The 24,255-nt window shown below is 67.9% G+C and carries 25 protein-coding genes; 20 read left to right on the top strand and 5 right to left on the bottom strand.

What is annotated here, in order from left to right:
• The 6 genes from A5733_RS12970 to A5733_RS12945 form a co-directional block, all read left to right on the top strand.
• On the top strand, nt 1-622 hold a 622-nt coding region (locus A5733_RS12970), incomplete at its 5' end, for a VWA domain-containing protein (RefSeq protein ID WP_142253968.1).
• A gap of 51 nt (nt 623-673) precedes the next feature.
• Nucleotides 674-1,288 (top strand): nicotinate-nucleotide adenylyltransferase, encoded by a 615-nt coding sequence (gene nadD, locus A5733_RS12965; protein ID WP_255376486.1) that lies wholly within the window; start codon nt 674-676, stop codon nt 1,286-1,288.
• Nucleotides 1,285-1,665: a ribosome silencing factor gene (gene rsfS, locus A5733_RS12960; RefSeq protein ID WP_067769017.1), complete on the top strand. Its 381-nt coding sequence runs from the start codon at nt 1,285-1,287 to the stop codon at nt 1,663-1,665. Before nadD ends, rsfS begins: the two co-directional genes overlap by 4 nt.
• 7 nt (nt 1,666-1,672) lie before the next feature.
• Nucleotides 1,673-2,353, top strand: coding sequence for a glucosyl-3-phosphoglycerate phosphatase (gene gpgP, locus A5733_RS12955; protein WP_076240391.1), 681 nt, complete (start codon nt 1,673-1,675; stop codon nt 2,351-2,353).
• Complete coding sequence (gene octT, locus A5733_RS12950; protein ID WP_076240390.1) at nt 2,343-3,092, top strand: diglucosylglycerate octanoyltransferase; 750 nt, start codon at nt 2,343-2,345, stop codon at nt 3,090-3,092. The genes gpgP and octT overlap by 11 nt, the downstream gene beginning before the upstream one ends.
• Before the next feature lie 2 nt (nt 3,093-3,094).
• Complete coding sequence (locus tag A5733_RS12945) at nt 3,095-3,937, top strand: DegV family protein (RefSeq protein WP_076240389.1); 843 nt, start codon at nt 3,095-3,097, stop codon at nt 3,935-3,937.
• 37 nt (nt 3,938-3,974) lie between these two features.
• Here A5733_RS12945 and A5733_RS12940 read toward each other — a convergent pair whose 3' ends face one another.
• On the bottom strand, nt 3,975-5,027 hold the full coding sequence (locus tag A5733_RS12940) for a dihydrodipicolinate reductase (protein ID WP_076240388.1): 1,053 nt from the start codon (nt 5,025-5,027) through the stop codon (nt 3,975-3,977).
• A 173-nt stretch (nt 5,028-5,200) separates the two neighbouring features.
• On the opposite strand from A5733_RS12940, the gene A5733_RS12935 reads away from it, so the two are divergent.
• From A5733_RS12935 to holA, 3 genes are read left to right on the top strand one after another with little or no spacing between them, the layout of a single operon-like run.
• Nucleotides 5,201-6,025: a ComEA family DNA-binding protein gene (locus A5733_RS12935; RefSeq protein ID WP_076240406.1), complete on the top strand. Its 825-nt coding sequence runs from the start codon at nt 5,201-5,203 to the stop codon at nt 6,023-6,025.
• Complete coding sequence (locus tag A5733_RS12930) at nt 6,006-7,571, top strand: ComEC/Rec2 family competence protein (protein WP_076240387.1); 1,566 nt, start codon at nt 6,006-6,008, stop codon at nt 7,569-7,571. The genes A5733_RS12935 and A5733_RS12930 overlap by 20 nt, the downstream gene beginning before the upstream one ends.
• 24 nt (nt 7,572-7,595) lie before the next feature.
• Nucleotides 7,596-8,546 (top strand): DNA polymerase III subunit delta, encoded by a 951-nt coding sequence (gene holA, locus A5733_RS12925; protein WP_198938798.1) that lies wholly within the window; start codon nt 7,596-7,598, stop codon nt 8,544-8,546.
• 33 nt (nt 8,547-8,579) lie between these two features.
• Here the strand turns inward: holA and rpsT are convergent, their stop codons facing one another.
• Entirely contained in the window at nt 8,580-8,840 is a 261-nt protein-coding gene (gene rpsT / locus A5733_RS12920) for a 30S ribosomal protein S20 (RefSeq protein ID WP_067769032.1), read from the bottom strand.
• Nucleotides 8,841-9,075: 235 nt separating this feature from the next.
• Between rpsT and A5733_RS12915 the strand changes: the two genes are divergently transcribed.
• The 3 genes from A5733_RS12915 to A5733_RS12905 are packed head-to-tail and all read left to right on the top strand — an operon-like array spanning nt 9,076 to nt 12,567.
• Nucleotides 9,076-10,740, top strand: coding sequence for a circularly permuted type 2 ATP-grasp protein (locus tag A5733_RS12915; RefSeq protein ID WP_142253967.1), 1,665 nt, complete (start codon nt 9,076-9,078; stop codon nt 10,738-10,740).
• A 12-nt stretch (nt 10,741-10,752) separates the two neighbouring features.
• A complete protein-coding gene (locus A5733_RS12910; RefSeq protein ID WP_067769036.1) occupies nt 10,753-11,727 on the top strand; it encodes an alpha-E domain-containing protein in 975 nt (324 codons plus the stop codon).
• A complete protein-coding gene (locus A5733_RS12905) occupies nt 11,728-12,567 on the top strand; it encodes a transglutaminase family protein (RefSeq protein WP_076240384.1) in 840 nt (279 codons plus the stop codon).
• Here A5733_RS12905 and A5733_RS12900 read toward each other — a convergent pair.
• Nucleotides 12,551-13,411 carry a ribonuclease Z gene (locus tag A5733_RS12900; protein ID WP_076240405.1) on the bottom strand — a complete coding sequence of 287 codons (861 nt, stop codon included), beginning with the start codon at nt 13,409-13,411 and terminating at the stop codon, nt 12,551-12,553. The two genes, A5733_RS12905 and A5733_RS12900, sit on opposite strands and share 17 nt — an antisense overlap.
• Nucleotides 13,412-13,511: 100 nt before the next feature.
• Between A5733_RS12900 and A5733_RS12895 the strand changes: the two genes are divergently transcribed.
• On the top strand, nt 13,512-13,946 hold the full coding sequence (locus tag A5733_RS12895; protein WP_067769040.1) for a CBS domain-containing protein: 435 nt from the start codon (nt 13,512-13,514) through the stop codon (nt 13,944-13,946).
• A 105-nt stretch (nt 13,947-14,051) separates the two neighbouring features.
• Nucleotides 14,052-14,660, top strand: a complete 609-nt coding sequence (locus A5733_RS12890; protein WP_142253975.1) for a GNAT family N-acetyltransferase — start codon at nt 14,052-14,054, stop codon at nt 14,658-14,660.
• A gap of 12 nt (nt 14,661-14,672) precedes the next feature.
• Here A5733_RS12890 and A5733_RS12885 read toward each other — a convergent pair whose 3' ends face one another.
• Entirely contained in the window at nt 14,673-14,921 is a 249-nt protein-coding gene (locus tag A5733_RS12885) for a DUF6480 family protein (RefSeq protein ID WP_067769042.1), read from the bottom strand.
• A 58-nt stretch (nt 14,922-14,979) separates the two neighbouring features.
• A complete protein-coding gene (locus A5733_RS12880) occupies nt 14,980-15,615 on the bottom strand; it encodes a type II toxin-antitoxin system PemK/MazF family toxin (RefSeq protein ID WP_142253966.1) in 636 nt (211 codons plus the stop codon).
• A gap of 114 nt (nt 15,616-15,729) precedes the next feature.
• Between A5733_RS12880 and lepA the strand changes: the two genes are divergently transcribed.
• From lepA to A5733_RS12850, 6 genes are all read left to right on the top strand, one after another.
• On the top strand, nt 15,730-17,604 hold the full coding sequence (gene lepA, locus A5733_RS12875) for a translation elongation factor 4 (protein WP_076240382.1): 1,875 nt from the start codon (nt 15,730-15,732) through the stop codon (nt 17,602-17,604).
• Nucleotides 17,605-17,689: 85 nt separating this feature from the next.
• Complete coding sequence (locus A5733_RS12870; RefSeq protein WP_076240381.1) at nt 17,690-18,994, top strand: NtaA/DmoA family FMN-dependent monooxygenase; 1,305 nt, start codon at nt 17,690-17,692, stop codon at nt 18,992-18,994.
• Nucleotides 18,991-20,373, top strand: coding sequence for an LLM class flavin-dependent oxidoreductase (locus A5733_RS12865; protein WP_076240380.1), 1,383 nt, complete (start codon nt 18,991-18,993; stop codon nt 20,371-20,373). The genes A5733_RS12870 and A5733_RS12865 overlap by 4 nt, the downstream gene beginning before the upstream one ends.
• A gap of 124 nt (nt 20,374-20,497) precedes the next feature.
• Nucleotides 20,498-22,033 (top strand): APC family permease, encoded by a 1,536-nt coding sequence (locus A5733_RS12860; RefSeq protein ID WP_076240379.1) that lies wholly within the window; start codon nt 20,498-20,500, stop codon nt 22,031-22,033.
• Nucleotides 22,030-23,016 carry a GNAT family N-acetyltransferase gene (locus A5733_RS12855; protein WP_076240378.1) on the top strand — a complete coding sequence of 329 codons (987 nt, stop codon included), beginning with the start codon at nt 22,030-22,032 and terminating at the stop codon, nt 23,014-23,016. The genes A5733_RS12860 and A5733_RS12855 overlap by 4 nt, the downstream gene beginning before the upstream one ends.
• A complete protein-coding gene (locus tag A5733_RS12850; RefSeq protein WP_076240377.1) occupies nt 23,017-24,252 on the top strand; it encodes an acyl-CoA dehydrogenase family protein in 1,236 nt (411 codons plus the stop codon).
• Nucleotides 24,253-24,255: the final 3 nt, after the last annotated feature.

The raw sequence follows: 24,255 nt of genomic DNA, 5'->3' as shown, positions 1-24,255 counted from the left end.
CGGCTCCGGGGAGATCGACCTGCGCAAGACCCTGCGCAAATCGATGTCCACCGGCGGCGTGCCGATCGACGTGGTGCTCAAGAAGCCCCACCCGGCCCGTCCCGAACTCGTGGTGCTGTGCGACGTGTCCGGATCGGTGGCCGGTTTCAGCCACTTCACCCTGATGCTGGTCTCGGCGCTACGCCAGCAGTTCTCCCGGGTGCGGGTCTTCGCCTTCATCGACACCACCGACGAGGTCACCGACATGTTCGGGCCGGAGGCCGACCTGGCGGTCGCGGTGCAGCGCATCACCCGGGAGGCGGGCGTCTACACCCGTGACGGGCACTCCGACTACGGGCACGCGTTCGCGTCCTTCCTCGACAAGTACCCGAACGTACTGTCGCCACGCAGTTCGCTGCTGGTGCTGGGCGACGGACGCAACAACTACCGCAATCCGGAATCCGGCCTGCTGGCGCACATGGTGTCGGCCAGTCGGCACGCCCACTGGCTCAACCCTGAACCCAAGCACCTGTGGGGCAGCGGGGATTCCGCGGTGCCCAAGTACCTCGAGGTCATCCCGATGCACGAGTGCCGGTCGGCCAAACAACTCGCCGCGGTGATCGACGGGCTGCTACCGGTCTGACCTCACCTCGACGCTGCCGTAAGCTCCCTGTTCGTGGCAACACGGCGCAGGTTGGGGGTGATGGGTGGGACGTTCGATCCCATCCATAACGGGCACCTGGTCGCCGCCAGTGAGGTGGCCGATCTGTTCGAGCTCGACGAGGTGGTGTTCGTCCCGACCGGGCAGCCCTGGCAGAAGCACGACCGGAAGGTCAGTGCCGCCGAGGATCGCTACCTGATGACGGTGATCGCGACCGCCTCGAATCCGCGGTTCTCGGTCAGCCGGGTCGACATCGACCGCGGCGGGGCCACCTACACCAAGGACACCCTGCGCGATCTGCGTCAACTCAACGCCGACACCGACCTGTATTTCATCACCGGAGCCGATGCCCTGGCATCGATCCTGTCCTGGCAGAACTGGGAGGACATGTTTTCCATGGCGAGATTCGTCGGCGTGAGCCGACCGGGATACGAGCTGGACGGCGAACACATCGAGGAAGCACTGCGCGAGCTGCCGCCGGACAGGTTGACCTTGGTCGAGGTCCCCGCGCTGGCCATCTCGTCCAGCGACTGCCGCCAACGGGCCGCCGAGGAGCGCCCGATCTGGTACCTGGTGCCGGACGGCGTGGTGCAGTACGTGGCCAAGCGCGGGCTGTACGCCGCGAGCAGCCCGGCGGTGACCCGATGAGCGCCACCGCCGAGGCCGTCGAGATGGCGACGGTGGCGGCGCAGGCTGCCGCGGCCAAGCTCGCCGATGACGTGGTGGTGATCGACGTCTCGGGTCAACTGGTGATCACCGACTGCTTCGTGATCGCCTCGGCCTCCAACGAACGGCAGGTCAACGCGATCGTCGACGAGGTCGAGGAGAAGATGCGGCAGGCCGGTTACAAACCCGCCCGCCGCGAGGGCACCCGCGAAGGCCGCTGGACGCTGCTCGACTACGTCGACGTCGTGGTGCACATCCAGCACCAGGACGAGCGCGATTTCTATGCCCTGGACCGGCTGTGGCGCGACTGCCCGACGGTTCCGGTCGACCTGGACGTCCCGGCGGAGCCCGGCGAATGAGGACGCGATGAGGGTCCGGCGGCTGGTGCTGCTGCGCCACGGCCAGACCGAGTACAACGCCGGCAGCCGGATGCAGGGCCAGCTCGACACCGATCTGTCCGAGCTCGGGCGGGATCAGGCCGCTGCGGCCGCCGACGTGCTGGCCAAGCGGCAGCCGCTGCTGATCGTGTCTTCGGATCTGCGCCGCGCCCTCGACACGGCAGTGACTTTGGGTGACCGGGCCGGGATCCCGGTCCAGGTCGACAAGCGTCTGCGGGAAACCCATCTGGGGGACTGGCAGGGCCTGACCCATCAGGAGGTGGATGCGGCGGCTCCGGGCGCCCGGCTGGCCTGGCGCGACGACGCCCGATGGGCGCCGCACGGAGGGGAAAGCCGGGTCGACGTTGCCGAGCGCAGTATCCCCGTGGTCGCCGAACTGGTTGCCGGACAACCGGAATGGGGTCTGGAGGGCTCGGACCGGCCGGTGGTGTTGGTGGCACACGGGGGTTTGATCGCGGCGCTGACCGCGGGGCTGCTCGGTCTGCCGGTGGACAACTGGCCGGTGCTCGGCGGCATGGGCAATGCCAGTTGGGTTCAGCTGTCCGGGAATTCAGAGGACACCGCGGCGGATGGTGACGCGTTCGACGTCATCAAATGGCGGTTGGACGTGTGGAACGCCTCGGCACAGGTGGCCAACGATGTCCTCTGATCAGACCGAAGCTCGCCGGCCGGTCCTGTTGGTGTTCGCCGACTCACTGTCGTACTTCGGTCCGACCGGTGGTCTGCCGTCCGACGATCCGCGGATCTGGCCCAACATCGTGGCCGAGCAGTTGGGCTGGGACGTCGAGCTGATCGGTCGCATCGGCTGGACGTGCCGTGACGTCTGGTGGGCCGCCACTCAGGATCCGCGGTCGTGGGCGGCGCTACCCCGGGCCGGTGCGGTCATCTTCGCCACCAGCGGGATGGACTCGCTGCCCTCGCCGCTGCCGACGGCATTGCGCGAGTTGATCCGGTACGTGCGTCCGGCCTGGCTGCGCCGGTGGGTGCGAGACGGTTACGGCTGGGCGCAGCCGCGGTTGTCGCCGATCTCCCGCTCCGCGCTGCCCCCGCACCTGACGGTCGAGTACCTCGAGATGACCCGTAACGCCATCGATTTCAACCGTCCCGGCATTCCGGTGGTGGCCTCGCTGCCGTCGGTGCACATCGCCGACACGTACGGCAAGGCCCACCACGGCCGCGAGCCCACGGTCAAGGCGATCACGGCCTGGGCCGACGAGCACGATGTGCCCCTGGTGGATCTGAAGGCCGCGGTTGCCGACGAGGTGCTCAGTGGGCGTGGCAATCCCGACGGTATCCACTGGAACTTCGAAGCCCATCGGGCAGTCGCCGAGCTGATGCTCAAGGGACTGGCCACAGCCGGTGTGCCGCAACAGAATTCCACTGCCTGACGATGGCGGTCAGGATAGTGACCGACTCGACGTCGCGGTTGCGACCCGAGTTGTGTCAGAAGTGGGGGATCCGGCAGGTGCCGTTGCACATCCTCGATGACGGCAACGACCTGCGCGACGGCGTTGATCCGATACCGTCGGACATCCACGACCGGACCCGGGCCACCACCGCCGGTGCTTCGCCGGCCGATCTCGCCGAGACCTATCGACAGGCACTGGCCGACAGTGACGGCGACGGCGTGGTGGCCGTGCACATCTCGGCGGCCCTGTCGAGCACGTACAGCTCGGCGGCGGCAGCGGCCCGGGAGATCGGCCCGAGTGTGCGGGTGGTGAACTCGCGGGCGGCGGCCATGGGAATCGGTTTCGTCGCGCTGGCGGCCGCAGAATCGGCCGCTCGCGGAGACGCACTCGACGCCGTCGAGGCCGCGGCTCGCGCCGCGATCCCTCGCGGGCAGGCATTCATCGTGGTACACCGGCTGGACAATCTGCGTCGCGGCGGCCGGATCGGTACGGCCGCATCGTGGTTGGGCACGGCGCTGTCACTCAAACCCCTGCTGCGCCTGGACGTGGACGGCCGGCTGGTGCCCGCGCAACGGATCCGGACGATATCGAAAGCCCATGCCGCACTGGTCGATCAGATCGTCGAGGCATCCGGTGACCGGCCCGTCGAGGTGGTCGTACACCACGTCGCCAATCCGGATGCCGCCGGACAGATCGCCGCGGCGCTGACCGAGCGGCTGCCGCAGCTGAGGTCGTTGTCGGTGACCGAGATGGGCGCGGTGCTCGCGGTGCACGTCGGTGGCGGCGCGGTGGGTGCGTGCCTCAGCGTCGACGACGCGTCTTAGGGGTTGACACTCCACCGCCGCGACGCTGGGCGAGTCGCTATCCGGCGAACCGGCCGGTGATCGGCCGCAGATCCTTGAGGGTGAGGATGCCCGGCTCGGCCGCTACCACGGCGGGGACCGCGTTGGTGACCGGCATCGCGGTGTAGATCGAGCCCAGGCCGGAGAAGCTGGGCTCGGCCCAGTCCTTGGGCGGCAGGCAATGCAGCACCGTGCGCATGTTGGGCAGTCCGAACACCTGGATCACATGACCGTCGGCCACCGGCTTGGGTGGTGTCACATGACTGCCCATGATCCAGTTGAAGCCGACGCTCACGACGTTCTTCTCGCCCACCCAGCCGCGGTGATAGCCGTACACGCTGCCGACCGTGCCGGCCGGGATCTTCATGAACCCCAGATCGCTGTCGGCGGTGGCGGCGGTGAAGGTGACGTCGAAGGTGATCCGGTCCAGCGTGGCGCCGATGGCGTCGGCCATCATCGCCGCGGATTCGGCGAACACCTCGCTTTCGCGGCGCACGCTCTCGGCCAGGCCCGGGGTGTCCGGGTCCTGGGAGAAGCCCATCGCGGTCATCGTGTCCGCCGACTCGTAAGTGGAGCAGTCCACGGACTCGGTGATGCGGATTTCGTCGACCCGCTCACACGACCCCGACAGCACCATGCCGACCATGTTGGTGACACCTGGGTGCGCGCCGCTGCCGAAGATCGTGGACTTGCCTGTCTCACAAGCCTTCCGGATGCGGTCGAGGTCTTGCGGGGTCTGCTTGCCGCCGGTGATCCAGGCAGCGCTCGAACAGACGTTGACGCCGGCCTCGAGCAACGCGACGAGCTCGTCGATGTTGGGCCACAACGGGTTGTAGCAGCAGGCATCGGGTTTGAGTGCGAGGAGCTCGTCGATCGAGTTCGTCGCGCGGACACCGGTGGGTTCGGTGCGGCCGGCCAGCTCTGCGGCGTCCACACCGACCTTGTCGGCACCGTGGGCATATACCCCGACCAGCTCCATGTCCGTGCGGCCGATGATGGCGTGCAGCGAGCGTCGGCCGATGTTGCCGGTGGTCCACTGGATGACCCGGATCGGACGGTCCGCTGTGGTCATGTCGCCTCCCTTGCTCAGTCCTGCGCTGGACTCTAGACACTATCTCCGAAGTGTTCACCGCCGGTGAGCGCACCGGCCGTCTGGTTATCCCCAGCGCGAGGTTCATCCACAACCGGCCACTGCACCGGCCGCCGAGCCCCGGAATCGTCGCGTGCCGCCCCTACCGTGCGGGCATGGGAACGGAATTGTCGGTGCAGCGTCTCCGTCGCCGCCTGGGCGCCGGGGACGACTCCGAAACCGAGGGCGAAGGTGAACCGGATCCGGGCGCGGCCTCGGAGAGCGCGCTGTCGAAATGGCTGCCCGATACGGCATCAGCGGACGGGCCGGGGTGGCTGGCCGCCGCGCGCGCCGATCCGGGCCGCGCCGGGGCGCTGGCACTGGCCGGCGTGGGCGTGCTGGCGATCCTGGTCACCGTCTTCACCCTGATCCGCCATCAGCCGGCACCGGTGGTCTCGGCGAATCTGCCACCGGTCCAGATGGTTTCGTCGGCGAGCCCGACACCGCCAGGCGGTGGCCCGGACGCTCCGGTGGTGGTCAGTGTGGTCGGCCTGGTGCACAAGCCCGGCCTGGTCACCTTGCAGACCGGGGCCCGGATCGCCGACGCGTTGGAAGCCGCCGGTGGACCGCTCGACGGGGCCGACCTGATCGGGCTGAACCTGGCCCGCCGGCTCGGCGACGGGGAACAGATCGTGGTGGGGATCGAGGCGCCGCCGGGCCAACCGACGACCATGGGTAGTTCGGTCGCCGGGCAGGCCCCGGCTCCATCGCCACAGCCGGGTCAGGGTCCGACGACCGCGGCACCGTCGGAGCCGGTGGACCTCAACGCCGCCACCGCTGAGGACCTCGACGCATTGCCGGGCGTCGGCCCGGTGACGGCCGAGGCGATCCTGGCCTGGCGGGCCGCGCACGGTCGGTTCGACAGCGTCGATCAACTCGGCGAGGTCGACGGGATCGGGCCGGCGCGGTTGGAGAAACTGCGTGAGCTGGTCCGGGCGTGACAGCCAGGGCGGGGAGCCATGGGCCGCGCGGCAGCCCCTGGATCTGCGGATCGTTCCGGCCGCCCTGACCGCATGGTCGGTGTCGGCGGTCGGCATCGCCTGGAACTCCGTCGCCGCGGTGATGGTGGGCCTGGGCGCCGTCGGGTTGACCTGGCTGGCCATGGGCTGGCGTCGAGCAGTCGTCGCCGAACGTCGGTCCATGGCCGCGCCGGTGATGGCGGTCGCGGCAGTCGCGGCCGGATTCACCTTGGCCGTCGGATTGCGGGTACATCAGGTCGAGCATCATCCGATCACGCGCCTCTACGGCGGGGCCGCGACGGTCGAGGTCGTGCCCACGGAGACACCGCGGCCGATCAAGGGCGGTCGGCTGATGTTCCTCGCCACGCTGCGCGCAGCCGACGAGGTGATTCTGTCGGGTCGCGTTCTGGTGTTCGCCCCGGGCACCTTCGGTGCGGCCGGTCCCGGGCGGCCGGTGCGGTTCCGGGCCCACGTGGCACGCCCGACTCGCAAGGACCTCAGCGTGGCCGTGCTGGCGGCCTCCGGTCAGCCCACGCTCGGTGAGGCGTCGGCGGTGCAGCAGGTCGCCGAGCGGATCCGCTCACGCTTCGCGGAGGCGGCGCGGGCGGCGCTGCCTGCCGATCAGGCGGCCATGTTGCCGGCGCTGGTGCTCGGCGACACGTCGGCGGTCACCGGTCCGACGACGGCCGAGTTCCGCACGGCGGGTCTGACCCATCTGACGGCGGTGTCCGGCGCCAACGTGACGATCGTGTGCGGCGCGTTGCTGTTGTCGGCCGCGGTGCTCGGCCCGAGGTTGGCCGTGCTGCTTGCCGGTGCCGGGCTGGTCGGTTTCGTCATCGTCGTTCAGCCCTCGGCCAGCGTGCTCCGCGCGGCGGTGATGGCCGCGGTGACCCTGCTGGCCGTGCTGACCCATCGGCGGCGCCAGGCGGTGCCGGCGCTGGCGGCCGGCGTGGTCGCGCTGATGATCGCCGCCCCGGAACTCGCGGTCGACGCCGGCTTCGCGTTGTCGGTGTGCGCGACGGCGGGAATCGTCGTCGTCGCGCCGGTGTGGGCGGGCCGGCTGCAGGCCCGGGGCTGGCCGCGCCCACTGGCCGCGGCGGTCAGCGTCGCGACGGTGGCCCAGTTGGTGACGGCCCCATTGGTGGCCGGTATCTCCGGAACGGTCAGCTTGGTGGCGATCGCGGCCAATCTCGCGGTGGCCGGCGTCATCCCGCCGATCACCGTCCTCGGTACTGCCGCCGCGGCAGGGATGGCGCTCTGGCCGTCCGGGGCGCAACTGCTGATCCGGTTCACCGGGCCGGAACTGTGGTGGTTGCTGTCGGTGGCGCGCTGGGCCGCGGCGTTGCCCGCAGCCGCGGTGCCGTCGCCCTCGGGGGCACTCGGCGTGCTGTCGGTGGCGCTGGCCGGGGTGGCGCTGACGGTGCTGTGGCGGCTGCGTTGGGTGCGTCGCGGCCTGGCCGGGTTGGTGTTCGCCATGCTGGCCTGGACGCTGGCGGGCCAGGTGGTCGGCGCTGTCGGTTCGACGTGACACCATCATCGGGTGAGTCAACAGATCGACGGTCTGCACCTGGTTTTGGGCGATGAGGAACTGCTGGTCGAGCGAGCGGTCGGGGCGGTGCTGCGGGTGCTGCGAGCGCAGGCCGGATCTGATGACGTCCCGGTGGACCGGATGCGCGCCGGTGAGGTCAGCACCAGCGAGCTTGCCGAGCTGCTGAGCCCGTCGCTGTTCGCCGAGGAACGCATGGTCGTGCTGGAGGCGGCGGCCGAGGCCGGTAAAGATGCCGTGGCGCTGATCGCCTCGGCCGCAGCCGATCTGCCGGCGGGCACCGTGTTGATCGTCATCCACTCCGGTGGCGGGCGGGCCAAGGCCCTGGCCGATCAACTGAAAAAGCTTGGGGCGCAAGTGCATCCGTGTGCCCGGATCACCAAGCCCGCCGAGCGGGCGGATTTCGTGCGGGGTGAGTTCCGGCAATTGCGGGCCAAGGTTTCCGACGACACCGTGACCGCGGTGCTCGACGCGGTCGGCTCGAATGTCCGCGAGCTCGCCGCGGTGTGTTCACAGCTGGTGGCCGACACCGCCGGGCAGGTCGATGCGGCCGCGGTACGCCGCTATCACAGCGGCAAGGCCGAGGTGAAGGGCTTCGACATCGCCGACAAGGCCGTCGCCGGGGATGTCGCCGGTGCGGCCGAGGCTCTGCGGTGGGCGATGCTGGCCGGTGAACCGCAGGTGGTGTTGGCCGATGCGTTGGCCGAGGCCGTGCACACGATCGCGCGGGTGGGGCCGTTGTCGGGGGATCCGTACCGGTTGGCCGGTGAACTCGGGATGCCGCCCTGGCGGGTGCAGAAGGCGCAGAAGCAGGCGCGCCGGTGGTCGCGTGACTCGGTGGCCGAGGCGATGCGCGTGGTCGCCACGCTCAATGCAGACGTAAAGGGCGCAGCGGCAGATGCCGACTACGCCCTTGAGACAGCGGTACGCCGGGTGGCGCAACTCGCCACCCGGTGAACCGGGAAAACTACTTCGGCTCGAACCGAAGACTCAGAGCTTGTTGAGCGCCAGCGCCAAGGCCGACTTCTTGTTGGCGGCCTGGTTGGCGTGGATGACGCCCTTGCTGGCGGCCTTGTCCAGCTTGCGGCTGGTGGACACCAGCAACTCGGCGGCCTTGTCCTTCTCGCCGGCCTCGACGGCCTCGCGGAAGCCGCGGACGGCCGTGCGCAGCGACGACTTCACCGACTGGTTACGCAGCCGACGACGCTCGTTGGTGCGGATGCGCTTTTCCTGCGACTTGATGTTGGCCACGTAAAAGTTCCTTCGTAATTTCTCGCTGGGGTTACCGAAGTCTGGGTGCGCTCACCCGCACTGCGGGCAGCGACTGTTCAGGGTACCAGCGAGGTCCCTGAACTCCCAAAGCGCGACCGCCGGGCACAGCCGGATCTGTGCCGTCAAGACCTCCTTGATACCACGTCAACCGGCCCGTGGCCTGCCGAAACGGGTTGTGCGGTTGACCCGGCGAAATCACCACCGGTGCGGCAGCATGATGACGGTGAGCCCGAGAACCGCCCGCACGCCGGCAACCGAGTCGAACGGGTCGGCCACGGCCGGGTCACGGGGCGCGCCGTCGCGTCGCGTCAGGCATCAGGGTGTGTTCGACGGCTACCACCGGCTGGGCCGCTACTCGGCGGCGTTCGACGAGATGTTCGACGCCGCCGGCAACGTCCGCGGACCGTACAAGGGCATCTTCGCCGAGCTTGCTCCCTCGGACGCCTCGGAACTGCGGTCGCGGTCGGATGCGCTGGGCCGCGCGTTCATCGATCAGGGCATCACGTTCTCGTTGTCGGGCCAGGAGCGGCCGTTTCCGCTCGATCTGGTGCCGCGGGTGATCTCGGCGGCGGAGTGGTCGCGGCTGGAGCGCGGGATCACCCAGCGGGTCAAGGCGCTCGAGAAGTATCTCGACGACATCTACGGCGAGCAGGAGATCCTGCGCGACGGGGTCATCCCACGTCGGCTGGTCACCTCGTGTGAGCACTTCCACCGGGAAGCCGCGGGCATCGTGCCCCCCAACGGGGTGCGCATCCACGTCGCCGGCATCGATCTGATCCGTGACGCCTCGGGTGACTTCCGGGTGCTGGAGGACAACCTGCGGTCACCGTCGGGGGTGTCCTACGTGATGGAGAACCGGCGCACCATGGCCCGTGTCTTCCCGAACTTGTTCGCCACTCACCGGGTGCGCGCCGTCGGTGACTATTCGTCGCATCTGCTGCGGGCGCTGCGCAATGCCGCGCCCACCAACGTCGCCGACCCCACGGTGGTCGTCCTCACCCCCGGCGTCTATAACTCGGCCTACTTCGAGCATTCCCTGCTGGCCCGGCAGATGGGTGCCGAGCTGGTCGAGGGCCGCGACCTGTTCTGCCGCGACAACGCCGTGTACATGCGCACCACCGAGGGCGAGCGTCAGGTCGACGTCATCTACCGCCGCATCGACGACGCCTTCCTGGACCCGATGCAGTTCCGGCCCGATTCGATGCTCGGGGTGGCCGGCCTGCTCAACGCCGCCCGGGCCGGAAACGTGGTGATCTCCAGCGCGGTGGGCAACGGAGTCGGCGACGACAAGCTCGTCTACACCTACGTGCCGACCATCATCGAGTACTACCTGGGGGAGAAGCCGGTCCTGGCCAACGTCGACACCTTCCGCTGTTGGTTGGACGCCGAACGTGAGGAAGTACTCGACCGGATCGAGGAACTCGTGATCAAGCCCGTCGAAGGCTCCGGCGGGTACGGCATCGTGTTCGGCCCGGACGCCTCGGACAAGGAGTTGGCGGCAATCGCCAAGAAGATCCGCGCCGACCCACGCGGCTGGATCGCCCAACCGGTGATGCAGCTGTCGACGGTGCCGACCCAGATCGGCGACACGCTGGCGCCGCGGCATGTCGACCTGCGTCCGTTCGCGGTCAACGACGGTAATGACGTCTGGGTGCTGCCGGGCGGACTGACCCGGGTCGCGCTGCCCGAAGGATCGCTGGTGGTGAATTCCAGCCAGGGCGGCGGGTCGAAGGACACCTGGGTGCTGGCGTCCCGCACGTCGGCCGCCGATCGCGAGCTGGCGGCCGCCGAGGTGGTGCGCTCGCTGCCCAAAACCTCCCAGGCGACCAATGGCGATGGTGCACTTGACGGTTCATCGTCTCAACAACAGCAGCAATAGGGGGTGGTAGTGATGCTGGCGCGCAATGCCGAATCGTTGTACTGGATCGGGCGTTACGTGGAGCGGGCCGACGACACCGCACGCATCCTCGACGTCACGGTGCATCAGTTGTTGGAGGATTCCAGCGTCGACCCGGATGTCGCGTCGCGAACGCTGTTGCGCGTGCTGGGGATCGAGCCGCCCAAGGAACGTCTGGATGTCTGGTCGCTGACCGACATCGTGGCGTTCAGCCGCGACAGCAACGGCAATTCGATCGTCGACTCGGTTTCGGCGGCACGGGAGAACGCGCGCGGTGCCCGTGAGGTCACCTCGACCGAGATCTGGGAGTGCCTCAACACCACCTACAACGCACTGCCCGAGCGGGAGCGGGCGGCAAAACGCTTGGGCCCGCATCAGTTCCTGTCCTATGTCGAAGGCCGCGCGGCGATGTTCGCCGGCTTGGCCGATTCGACGTTGAGCCGCGACGACGGCTACCGCTTCATGCTGTTGGGCCGGGCGATCGAGCGCGTCGACATGACGGTGCGGCTGCTGTTGTCGCGGGTCGGCGACAGCGGCTCGTCGCCGGCGTGGGTGACGCTGCTGCGCTCGGCCGGCGCCCACGATACGTATCTGCGTACCTACCGCGGTGTGCTCGACGCCGGCCGGGTGGTCGAATTCATGCTGTTGGACCGGTTGTTCCCGCGGTCGATCTTCTATTCCCTGCGCTTGGCCGAACACAGCCTCGACGAGTTGCTCAACCGGCCGCACAACCGGCTGGGCGCCACTGCCGAGGCGCAGCGGCTTCTCGGCCGGGCCCGCAGCGAGCTGGAATTCCTCCAGCCGGGAGCCTTGCTGGAATCGCTGGACGCGCGGCTGGCCGGCCTGCAGAAAACGTGCCGGGAGGTCGGAGACGCCTTGGCGCTGCAGTACTTCCACTCCGTGCCCTGGGTGGCTTGGACCGACGCCGGCCACGACGACGTGGTCGTGATCGAGGAAGGCGAGGTCTAGATGTGGCGGCTACGGGTGGTGCACTCCACTGGATACGCCTACAAGTCGGCAGTGACGGCCTCCTTCAACGAGGCCCGGCTGACGCCGCGGTCGGACTCGCGGCAGAACGTGATCCTCAACCGCGTCGAGACCGTTCCGGCCACCCGGTCGTATCGCTATGTCGACTACTGGGGCACCGCGGTGACGGCGTTCGACCTACACGCCCCGCACACCGAGTTGGAGGTCACGTCCTCGTCGGTGGTCGAGACCGAGGTTGCCGAGAAGCCCGAGGAGTTGGCCGGCTGGGATGACCTGGATTCGGAGGCGGTGATCGATCGATTCGACGAGGTGCTCAGCCCGACGCACTACACACCGCACAGCAAGCGCATCGTGCGGGTGGGGCAGCGGATCGCCAAGGACCACGACCCGTTCGAGGCGGTGATGGCGGTGGCGCAGTGGGTGCGCAGCGAGCTCGAGTACATGCCCGGCACCACCGGCGTGCACTCCTCGGGCCTGGACGCGCTGCGGGAGGGCAAAGGGGTATGCCAGGACTTTGCCCATCTGTCTTTGATCATGTTGCGGCGCATGGGGATTCCGTCCCGCTATGTATCGGGCTATCTGCATCCCAAGCAGGAGGCCGTGGTCGGCGACACGATCGACGGGCAGAGCCACGCGTGGATCCAGGCGTGGACTGGCGGCTGGTGGAATTACGACCCGACCAATGACACCGAGATCAACGAGCAGTACGTCAGTGTCGGGGTGGGTCGGGACTACTCGGATGTGGCCCCGCTCAAGGGGATCTATTCGGGTGAGGGTTCGACCGATCTCGACGTGGTCGTGGAGGTCACCCGGTTGGCTTGACGCACATGCCGGGATGGACCTGGACCCGGTGTAGATCGTCGCCCAGCTCGATCTGCCGGTCGAATTCGGTGGCCGCCAGCGCCCGCCACTGGTCCTCGGTGCCTGGCGCGATGGCCGGCACGTAGTGGGTCAGGATGAGGATCCCGACGCCGGCCCTGGACGCGGTGGCCGCCGCCTCCTGCACTGAGGAGTGGTAGTCGCAGATGTCGCGGATGCGTTGCTGCGGAAGGAGTTCGATCAGGTCTTTGCGAATCACGGTGTGCACCAGGGCGCCGGCGCCGGCGGCGAGCCCATCGAGACCGGGGCACGGCACGGTGTCGCCGGCGGCCACCACCGACGCGCCGGCATGCTCGATCCGGAACGCGATGGTCGGTGTCACGGGGCGATGGTCGGTGGGCGCCACGCGGATGTGCACGTGGTCGCGATCCCACACCGGTCCGTCGGTGTATTCGTGTACCTCGACCGGCGGTGGTGCGGTGAGGTCGTCGTGATGGGCGATGCGGTAACCGATGTCGAAGCCGAAGGCCTTCAGCATTGCCGCCACCACGTCGGCGGTTCCCGGAGGGCCGATGATCGGCAGCGGTGGCACGTCCGGGGTGAACGTACTGACCCAGCGGGTGATGATGACGTCACCCAAATCGGCGATGTGGTCGCTGTGCAAATGGGTGAGTAGCAGCGCGCTGAGCCCGTTGGCTCCCGAGCCGATCGCGGCCAGGCGTTGCAGCACACCGCGACCGCAGTCGATGAGGAAGGATTGGCCGCCGGCCCGCACCAGTGTGGAGGGACCGGCCCGGTGCGGATCGGGAATCGGGCTACCGGTACCGAGCAGGGTGACCTCGATCATGGCCCACATATACCTGTTCGGGTGTTATGCGGAATACCTTTCGTCCAGACTGATGCCGCCTTAGCCTTGATGTGAGGTGGATCACGATCGGAGGCGGCCGATGCGAATCGCGGACGTGCTGAAGAACAAGGGCACGGCGGTGGTGACGATTTCGCCCGAGACCACGGTGACCGAGCTGTTGGCCGGGCTGACCGAGTTGAACATCGGCGCCATGGTGGTGATGGGTCCCGGCGGCGGGCTGGCCGGGATCGTCTCGGAGCGTGATGTGGTGCGCAAGCTGCACGAGCGGGGCAGCAGCCTGCTGGCCCAGCCGGTCTCGGAAATCATGACCACGGTGGTCGCCACGTGTACGCCACGCGACACCGTGGATCACCTCAGCGCCCTGATGACCGAGAACCGGGTTCGACACATCCCCGTCGTCGACGATGGCCGGCTGGCCGGCATCGTCAGCATCGGTGACATCGTCAAGACCCGGATGGAGGAACTGGAAGCCGAGCAGGAACACCTGCAGGCCTACATCACCCAGGGCCGCTGACCCGCCGCATCCCGAATGCCGAAACTACGGCCGTTTGCGCGAATTTCGCCGAACTTCGCCGACAACCGTCGTTTCACGCTGGGAGCGGTGTGGGATCGTGAGCGGGTGGCTGCCATCGATGTCCGCCCCGCGAACAGAACCGACCTCAAAGTGCTCGGCAGTGTCCTGGCCCGGGCGTTCTATCACGATCCGGTGATGATGTGGATGTTGCCCGAGGCCGAACGCCGGCAGCGGGCGCTGGACCGAATGTTCGTCACCATGGCCCGGCACCATTTCCTCCCCGGTGGCGGTAGTGAGGTGGCGCTGCGGTCCGGCACCGTCGGCGCGGCGGCACTGTGGAATCCACCCGGCGGCTGGAAACAGACCGGGCTGCAGGAGTTGCTGATGATGCCCGGCTTCGTGCGGGCCTTCGGGCGCCGGACCGCCCGCGGTCGGGAGGTCGCCGAGTTGATGAAGCACCACCATCCCGAGGAACCGCATTGGTATCTCGGCGTGATCGGAAGCGATCCGACGGTCCGCGGCGGCGGTTTCGGTCATGCCCTGATGCGGTCACGTCTGGACCGGGTGGACGCCGAGCATGCGCCGGCCTATCTGGAGTCGAGCAATCCCGACAACGTTCCCTACTACCTGCGGTTCGGGTTCGAGGTGACCGGGGAGATCCCGCTGCCCGAGGACGGTCCGATCATGACCGCCATGTGGCGCCGTCCGCGTTGACCGGCGACGCGGCTAACCGAAAACTCCCGAGATCTTCATGATCAACAGCACGCCGACCGCGACGAACACCGCAATCAGCACCACCAGGCCGATGATCGCGGTCACCGACGACGGCGTGTACTTGTGCTTGGGACGGGCTTCCGGTTCGCCCAGCCCCGAGGTCTGCGCCGAGTCGGGTGGGGTGGCGCCGGGGGCGACGCCGCCGCCAGGTTCGAGGTCGGGTATCTCGGCCGGGTCGGGATCGGGTGGTAGCGCGGTCATCGTCTGGGAATTCCCGCTCGCGCCGATTTGATGCATCGGTTGTTGAAGTGCGAGCGCGTCAGCTCCAGGAATACTCGGCACGCAGCCGCACCGCGACCGCCTCGAACCGGGCCCGGTCCAGGATCGCGCCTTCGCGGCGGATGCCCTCTTCGGGCACGTCGAGCACGCGGTCCAGCCGCACCCAGCTCGGCCTGCCGTCGTAGTCCCAGGTGCCGGTGCCGATGGCGATCCAGTCCGGGTCATCACGGTGGTAGTCCTGGCTGGACAACATCAACCCCAGCAAAGTGCGTTGGTCGCGGCCGACCACCAACACGGGGCGGTCCTTGCCCTGTGTCGGATCATCCTCGTAAACCACCCAGGTCCAGACGATCTCGCCGGGATCGGCACGGCCGTCCAGGTCGGGGGCGTAGACGATCTTGCGGGCCCGGTGCGCGGTGGGGACGCTGTGCTTGGACACCGGCCGACCCGCGGCGATCGCCTTCGGTGGCGGGGTGGCCGCGCCGGCAATGGCCCCCAGACCCAGCTTGATGCCCTGCTGAATGCCTTGTTGGATGCCCTGCTGCACAGTGCGTGGCACGTTGTCGGTGGTCTGGAGCTGGCGAACGAACTTCGGTGCCTCGTTGAACACCAGGTGCTCGGCGCCGTCGCGGACGCCCTTGAGAACCTGCTGGAACGCCTTCCACTGCGACGCCATGGTGTCGAGCATAAGTCAGGGTTCGGCGGGCAGGAGCGCAGCGACCGGGGATCGATTAAGCCCGGCGATTGTGTCGCAAGGGTGCTCCCTCGATACCCTGGAAGCGCACAACACGTGCTGGACACCCGCGCTCACCAGGAGATTCCCATCAGCAGCTTCGCCGACAAGACGTTCACTGCGCCGGCGCAGATCAGGAACTTCTGCATCATCGCCCACATCGACCACGGCAAGTCGACGCTGGCCGACCGGATGCTGCAGCTCACCGGCGTCGTCGACGACCGGTCGATGCGCGCGCAATACCTGGACCGGATGGACATCGAGCGCGAGCGCGGAATCACGATCAAGGCGCAGAACGTGCGGCTGCCTTGGAAGGTCAACGACGAAGAGTTCGTCTTGCACCTGATCGACACCCCCGGCCACGTCGACTTCACCTACGAGGTGTCGCGCGCGTTGGAGGCCTGCGAGGGTGCGGTGCTGCTGGTCGACGCCGCCCAGGGCATCGAAGCACAGACCTTGGCCAACCTGTACCTGGCACTCGACCGGGATCTGACGATCATCCCGGTGCTCAACAAGATCGACCTGCCGGCCGCGGACCCGGAGCGCTACGCCGGCGAACTCGCGCACATCATCGGCTGCGACCCCTCGGACGTGCTGCGGGTGTCCGGCAAGACCGGGGCGGGTGTGGCCGAGCTGCTCGACGAGGTGGTGCGGCAGGTCCCGGCGCCGACCGGTGATGCCGACGCCCCGGCCCGGGCGATGATCTTCGACTCCGTCTACGACATCTACCGCGGCGTGGTCACCTACGTGCGCGTCGTCGACGGCAAGATCACCCCGCGCGAACGCATCGCGATGATGTCCACCGGGGCCACCCACGAACTGCTCGAGGTCGGCATCGTCTCACCGGAACCGAAGGCCAGTGACGGCTTGGGTGTCGGTGAGGTGGGCTACCTCATCACCGGCGTGAAAGACGTCCGCCAGTCCAAGGTCGGCGACACCGTGACGACGGCGCGCAAGGGCGCCACCGAGGCGCTGACCGGCTACCGCGAACCCAAGCCGATGGTCTACTCGGGCCTCTACCCGGTCGACGGCTCGGACTACCCGGATCTGCGCGACGCACTGGACAAACTGCAACTCAACGACGCGGCGCTGACGTACGAGCCCGAGACGTCGGTGGCGCTCGGCTTCGGGTTCCGCTGCGGCTTCCTCGGGCTGCTGCACATGGAGATCACCCGGGAGCGCTTGGAGCGCGAGTTCAACCTGGATCTGATCTCCACCTCGCCCAACGTGGTGTACCGGGTCATCAAGGATGACGGATCCGAGATCGTCGTGACCAACCCGTCGGACTGGCCCGAGGGCAAGGTCCGCGAGGTCTACGAGCCGGTGGTCAAGACCACCGTCATCGCGCCCAGCGAGTTCATCGGCACCATCATGGAGCTGTGCCAGTCCCGCCGCGGTGAGCTCGGCGGCATGGATTACCTGTCGCCGGAACGCGTCGAGCTGCGTTACACGATGCCGTTGGGCGAGATCATCTTCGACTTCTTCGACTCACTGAAATCCCGCACCCGCGGCTACGCCAGCCTGGACTATGAGGAGGCCGGCGAGCAGCAGGCCGATCTGGTCAAGGTCGACATCCTGTTGCAGGGTGAGGCCGTGGATGCGTTCAGTGCGATCGTGCACAAGGATTCGGCATCGGCCTACGGCAACAAGATGACCACCAAGCTCAAAGAGCTCATCCCACGCCAGCAGTTCGAGGTGCCGGTGCAGGCCGCTATCGGCTCGAAAATCATTGCCCGCGAGAACATCCGCGCCATCCGCAAGGACGTGCTGTCCAAGTGCTACGGCGGTGACATCACCCGTAAGCGCAAGCTGCTGGAGAAGCAGAAAGAGGGCAAGAAGCGGATGAAGACCATCGGTCGCGTGGACGTGCCGCAGGAGGCATTCGTCGCGGCGCTGTCCACCGATGCCGCCGGGGACAAGCCCAAGAAGTAGGCCTGCTCGCCGACAAAAAGTCGGGATTGCTTCGCGCTGAGCGCAACCCTCGGCGTGAGCAGGTGAGGATCGTAGTGTCGCCGGAGTGTCCAGAGAGCTGCATCTGCTGGCCTTCGGAAACACCCGGTCAGCCGGGCCGTGGCGGCATCCAGATATCGACAACAGCACCGCGGGGGTACGCCGGCGGCTGATCAGCTATGCGCAGACCGCCGAGGCCGGCACGTTCGACGCGCTGTTCTTCGCCGACGGGTTGAACTACGGCCCGCCCGCGACGTGGGCGTACAAGATCACCGAGGACTTCGAACCCCTCACCGCGACCGCCGCGCTGTCCTCCGTCACCGAACAGATCGGGTTGGTGGTCACCGGATCGGCCACCCTGGCGCATCCCTATCACCTTGCCCGCCAGCTCCTTTCACTCGACCACCTCAGCGGTGGGCGGGCCGGCTGGAACCTGGTGACCAGCTTCGCCCAAGCCGCCGCCGACAACTTCAGCGCCCGTGGTGTGGTGGCCCACGATGAGCGGTATCGCATCGCCGAGGAAGCGTTGGAGGTGGTGCGCAAGCTGTGGGACGGCTGGGGCGAAAACACCGTCGTCGAGGATCGCACAGCCGGGATCTTCAACGATGTCAACCTCATTCGGCCAACCGACCATCATGGCCGGTACTTCGACGTGGCCGGGCCGCTCGGCGCGGCCAGATCGGCTCAGGGGCAGCCGGTCCTGTTTCAGGCCGGATCCTCGGAGACCGGGCGGGGTTTCGCCGCCCGCCACGCCGAGGTGATCTTCACCAGCCACGGCAACCGGGTCCGGGCCCGCGATTTCTACACCCAGATCCACCGGGAGGCGCAAAGGTTCGGCCGGGCCACACCGCCGCTGATCACCCCGTCGCTGCGGTACATCGTCGGTTCGACCGAGGACGAGGCCAGGCGCGCCGAACGCGCAGAGTACGAATACTTCAGCCCCGAATATCAGGCCGGATGGCTGCTGGAGGTCGACGTCGACGTCACCGGCGCCGATCTGGACGGGCCGGTGCCGGAGTCGGCCTTCCCGGCGCACACCGAGACCCATCAGACCGCGCTGGCCGGCTACCGCCTGCTGGCCCGTGACGGAAACCCCACGGTGCGAGAGTTCCTGTACCGCACGGTGAACGGATGGGGCGCGGCCGTGGTGGGCACACCCGAGCAGATCGCCGACGAGATCGAGCAGTGGTTCACCACCGGGGCCGCCGACGGGTTCGTCCTCCGCGACTCCGGATTGCCCGGCCAGCACGAGTTGTTCGTCGAGCAGGTGGTCCCGGTGCTGCGCAAGCGCGGGCTGTTCCGGCACGAATACGCCGGCACGACCTTGCGATCGCATCTGGGCCTCGACGTACCGCAGCGACCGCCGGCATGACCGAACCGTATGTGTTGTCGGCATTCACGATGTCGACGGTGTCCCACGGAAACTTCGGGTTGTGGCGCCACCCGGCCGACCGCACCGCCGATTACACCGATGTGCGGTACTGGGTGGAGTTGGCCACGCTGCTCGACGACGGTGGTTTCGACGCGTTGTTCATCGCCGACGCCGTCGGGCAACTCGACGTCTTCGGTGGCGACGCCAGTGCGGCGTTGGCTCGGGCGGTACAGACGCCGGTGACCGATCCACTGCTGGTCGTGTCGGCGATGGCCGCGGCGACCCAGCGGCTGGGCTTCGGTATCACGGTGTCCACCACCTACGAGAGCCCGTACCTGCTGGCCCGCAAGTTCAGCACGCTGGACCACCTGACCGGCGGCCGCATCGCGTGGAACATCGTGACTTCGCTGCTGGACAGCGCGGCACGCAACATCATCGGACGCGATCGGCAGATCCCGCACGACGAGCGTTACGCGATGGCCCAGGAATTCCTGGAGGTCACCTACAAGCTCTGGGAAGGTTCGTGGGAGCCCGACGCGGTGCTGCGCGACGCCGAACGTGGCGTCTACACCGACCCCGCGAAGGTCCATGACATCGGCCACCACGGCCGGTATTTCACCGTGCCCGGGGCGCATCTGGTCGAACCCTCGCCTCAGCGCACCCCGGTGCTTTTCCAGGCCGGCACCTCTGCGGCCGGCCGTGAATTCGCCTCGCGTAACGCCGAACTCGTCTTCGTCAGCGATCCTCGACCCGAGGTGTTGCGGTCCAACATCGAGGACATCCGTCGGCGGGCAGTCGGACACGGCCGGGACCCGCACTCCCTGAAGTTCATCACGTCCGTCGAGATCGTCACGGACAGTACCGATTCCGCGGCCCAGGCCAAGGCCCGCGACCTCGCCCGGTTCCACGACCTGGAGGCCGGGCTGGTGCTGCTGTCGGCCCTGTCCGGGGTGGACTGGTCGACCTACGGCGTCGACCGCCCGATCGAGCAGTTCGACACCGACGCCAGCCGGTCCATCCTGGCCGCGGTGACCGACACCGAGGCACGAGAACGTCTGACGCTGCGGGACTACGTCGGAGGGCTCGGTGGTTTCGGCGGTGAGTTGTTCGTCGGATCGGCGCGCACCGTTGCCGACGCCTTGGCCGCCTACGCCGACCGCAGCGGGGTGGACGGCTTCAACATCGCGTATCACGTGACACCCGGCAGCTTCGCCGACGTGGGGGAGTACCTCATACCCGAACTTCGACGCCGGGGCCGGGCGCGTGAGCTCGGCGATCCGACCACGTTGCGCCAGCGCCTGTTCGGCGGTGAGAGCGCCCTGCTGGGAGCGGGCCACCCGGCCGCCGCATTCCGTCGCAATTCTGTTCATCCGCAATAGAATCCCGCCGATTCGATAGCTGCCGCCGCGAATCCGTCTGCGGCAGTGTGGCACCCATACCGACTTGTCAACTCCCGGGCCGGGTCACGGACGGGGGACGTCGCGGTCAGAAAGGGACATTGCCGTGACTACTACAGACGATCCGAAGACGACGCGCCCCGATCCCGCGGTGGGGCGGGGCACACTGATCGCCGCCGAATCGACCGGGCTGGAATCCGGGGCGCTCGGGCCGTGGGGTGTGTTCGCCCAGGGCCTGGCGGCCGCAGCGCCGAGTGTGGCGCTGGCCGTGGTGCCGTTCTCGCTGTTCGTGGCGGCCGGCAAGGGTGCGGCGTGGGCGGCGGTGATCGGGCTGTCGATCGTGGTGCTGGTCGCGGTCACGATCAGCTTCCAGGCCAAACGCACGGTGTCCTCCGGCTCGCTGGGCACGTACACCGGAAACGGGTTGGGACCCGGCTTCGCCTTCGCCGCGGGTTTCAGCCTGCTGTTCGGCTACATCGGGTTCGCCACCACCGGAACCCTCGGCGGTGTCCTGTATCTCGATGCGTTCCTGGAGTCGATCGGCCTGGGGTCACAAGCGGTGTGGTTCCGGCTGCTGCTGGTGATCGTGGTGGTCGGCGTCGCGGTGTACCTGCCGTACCGCGGGGTTTCACTGGCGGCCAAGTACGAGCTGGCCTTCGAACTGCTGGCGATCGCGTCGATCCTGGTGATCATCGTGGCCTCCTACATCGGCTACGGATTCCGCATCGACTGGGAGCAGTGGAACCCGCAGCATCTCGGTTCCAGCGCGACCTTCATCGCCGCGGTCACCGCGGTGGGTTCCTACGCCGGTTTCGAGAGCGTGGCCTCGCTGGGTGCCGAGGCCAAGGATGCGCATCGCAATATCGCCAGATCGCTTCTGCGCGTGGTCATCTTGATCGGCGCGCTCTATATCTTCGCGACGTATCCGCAAATCCTGCACTTCGGTGAGATCGACGGCGACAAGGCGGTCCTGCCTCAGCTGGCCACGAGCGTCGGCGTCGACTGGGTGAACCAGATCGTCAGCGGTGCGGTTGCGATCGCGTTCATCGTGTTCGTCACCGCCGTCACCACCGCCGCCGCACGTTCGTTGTTCACCTTCGCTCACGAAGGGGCCTTGCCGCAGGTGTTCACCAAGGTTCACGCCACCTACAAGACACCGTGGGCCGGGGTGATTTTCGTCGGGCTCCTGGCGTTCGCGTTCTCGGTCGCGGCCACCTTCAGTTCGGCCGGGCGGTTGGTGTTCGACGTCTACGGCGGCTACGTGGCCAACTGGGGCTTCCTGGTGAGCTATCTGCTGGTGGTCATCGCGACCCCGATCTGGCTGCGTAAGATCGGCGCGCTGACCCCGCTGCGGCTCGCGGTCGCGGTGGCGGCCACCATCGGTCTCGGGTATGTGATCGTCAGCAATTTCTATCCCGTGCCCGAATTCCCGTTCAATATCCTGCCGTTCGTCTTCGGCGCAATCCTGGCGGCCGGGCTGGCCTGGTACTGGTATCTCAAGCGCACCCGGCCCGAGGTGGCCAACCGGATCGGCAGCATCCAGACCCTGTCGGAGGCAGAGCAACAGCGACTGGCCGACGAGGGTATCGGCGAGGTGCTTCAGCAGTCGGCCCCGGCGCTGAAGGACGAGGCCCACACATGACCGTCACCGACCACCGGCCGACTGCCGGCGCGACGGTGGCACCGGCCACCCCACGCGACTACCCGCTCATCGCCGATTTCCTGGCCACCACGCCGGGTTTGGCCGGGCGAAAGTTCGCCGCCGATTCGCGCGACGTCGCCGAACAGTTCGACGGCGCGTATCCCGGGTCGGCACTGGTGCTGCGCGGTGAGTCCGACGAGGTGCTCGGATACGCGGTGCTGCACCGGCCCGACGGCGCCGAACCGGAAGTGCTGGCCGACTTCGTGTTCGGACCCTCGGTGGCCCGGGCCGCGGTCGAAACGGTCGTCGGCGACACCGTCGCGCGGTTCCGCAGCGTGGCGCCGGCCGCTGCCTATCTGCGGGCCTACATCGGTGCCGATCAACCCGCCGCCATCGACGCGCTCGTGCACCACGGCGCGCGCCGGGAGCGGCAGTTCGTCGCCACTCGAAAGCCGTTGCTCGGCGAGGATCCAACCGCCCTGGCCGCTGCGCACATAGACGGCCTGACGATCCTGTCCTGGCCGGAAGTGATTTCAGGTGGTTACGCCGAGCAGGTTCGGCAACTGCAATTCGACACCTTCAGCGAGCATTTCGGGAACATGTCGAAAACCCCGCAGCGGTGGGAACATCACCTGCGCAGCCGCGCCTTCGCGCCGGACTTCAGCATCGCCGCGGTCGACGACGGCGGCGTGGTGGTCGGCTACGTGTTGGGATCGACCTACACCACCGGCGTGGGTGCCGACCAGGAACGCAGCGCCCACACCGACTACATCGGAGTGCGCCGGGATCGTCGGACCCGCGGCACCGGCGAGCTGCTGTTGCGCAAGATCTGGCTGGCGGCACTGAGGCGCGGGCTCACGGTCGCGTCGCTGGGCACCGACATCGACAACGCCAGCAGGGCGCACGAGTTGTACCGGCGGCTTGGCTACCTGGCGGTCAGAGACCAGTACGCATACCGAATCGACGCCGAGGAGAATCCGTAAATGTCCACGGACACCAGCTATCTCAAGCCACCGACCGGCTACGACGGCGAACTGCGTTCGGTCTTCGGTCCGATCTTCGAGCGGATCGCCGAGGGTAACCGTGAGCGTGAGTCCAACCGCGTGTTTCCCCATGAGCAGGTGCGCTGGCTCAGCGATGCCGGTTTCGGCACGCTGCGGATCCCCGCCGAGCAGGGCGGGTTCGGCGCCTCGCTGGAACAGACATTCCTCCTGCTGGCCGAATTGGGGGAGGTCGACGCCAACGTCGCTCACATCTGGCGCAACCACCTGGCTTTCGTCGAGGACCGGCTCAACGCCACCGTGACGGAGGACAACACCACCTGGATCAAACGATTCCTGGCCGGCGAATTCGTCGGCGGCGGCTGGACCGAGGCCAACAACCTGACCCTGGCCAATCTGGCCACCACCGTCACCGCGCACGACGACCACTGGCTGGTGTCCGGCGCGAAATACTATGCCACCGGCAGCCTTTACGCCGATTGGCTCGACGTCCTCGGCCGCGGTGAGGATGGTGAGCTGTGGACCGCACTGGTCCGCGCCGACGATCCGGGCGTCACCCTGATCGACGACTGGCGCGGGTTCGGCCAGCGCACCACAGGCAGCGGTTCGGCGCGATACGAGCAGGCTCGGGCCGAGCGCGGCAACGTGTTCCCGGCTGCCGAGCGGTTCACCTACCAGGCGCACTTCTACCAGATCGCGATGCTGGCAGTGCTGACCGGCATCATCCGGGCCGCTCAGCGCGACGGCTCGGCTGCTCTGGCCGCGCGTCGACGCAACTACCCGCAGGGACTGGCCGAGGTCCCGGCGGCCGATCCGCAGCTGTTGCAGGTGATCGGCGAGGTGTCGGCCGAATCCTTCAGCGCCACAGCCGCGTTGGCCCAGAGCGCGCGGACCCTGGACCGGATCGTGGCCGGCCGGCTCGCCGGCAGCGACGATCAGGCGCGCCGGCTGCTGGTGGATGCCGAGGTGGCGGTCACGCAGGCGCAGTTGGTGATCGTGGCGGCGGCATTGCGGGCCACCACCCGGGTGTTCGACGCCCTCGGTGCCTCCGGAGTGTCCGAAGAGCTTGGACTGGACCGGCATTGGCGCAATGCCCGCACCCTGGCCTCACATAATCCGGTGGTGTACAAGGCCCGCATCCTGGGCGACTGGTTCATCAACGGCAAGGACCCGGTGTCCGACCTGGTGTCCCGAGGCCGTGGCGGGCAGGGCAACTGAGCC

It is taken from the genome of Mycobacterium sp. NS-7484 (assembly GCF_001953975.1).
Lineage (GTDB): Bacteria > Actinomycetota > Actinomycetes > Mycobacteriales > Mycobacteriaceae > Mycobacterium.
This window is presented reverse-complemented; position numbering and strand designations above follow the sequence as displayed.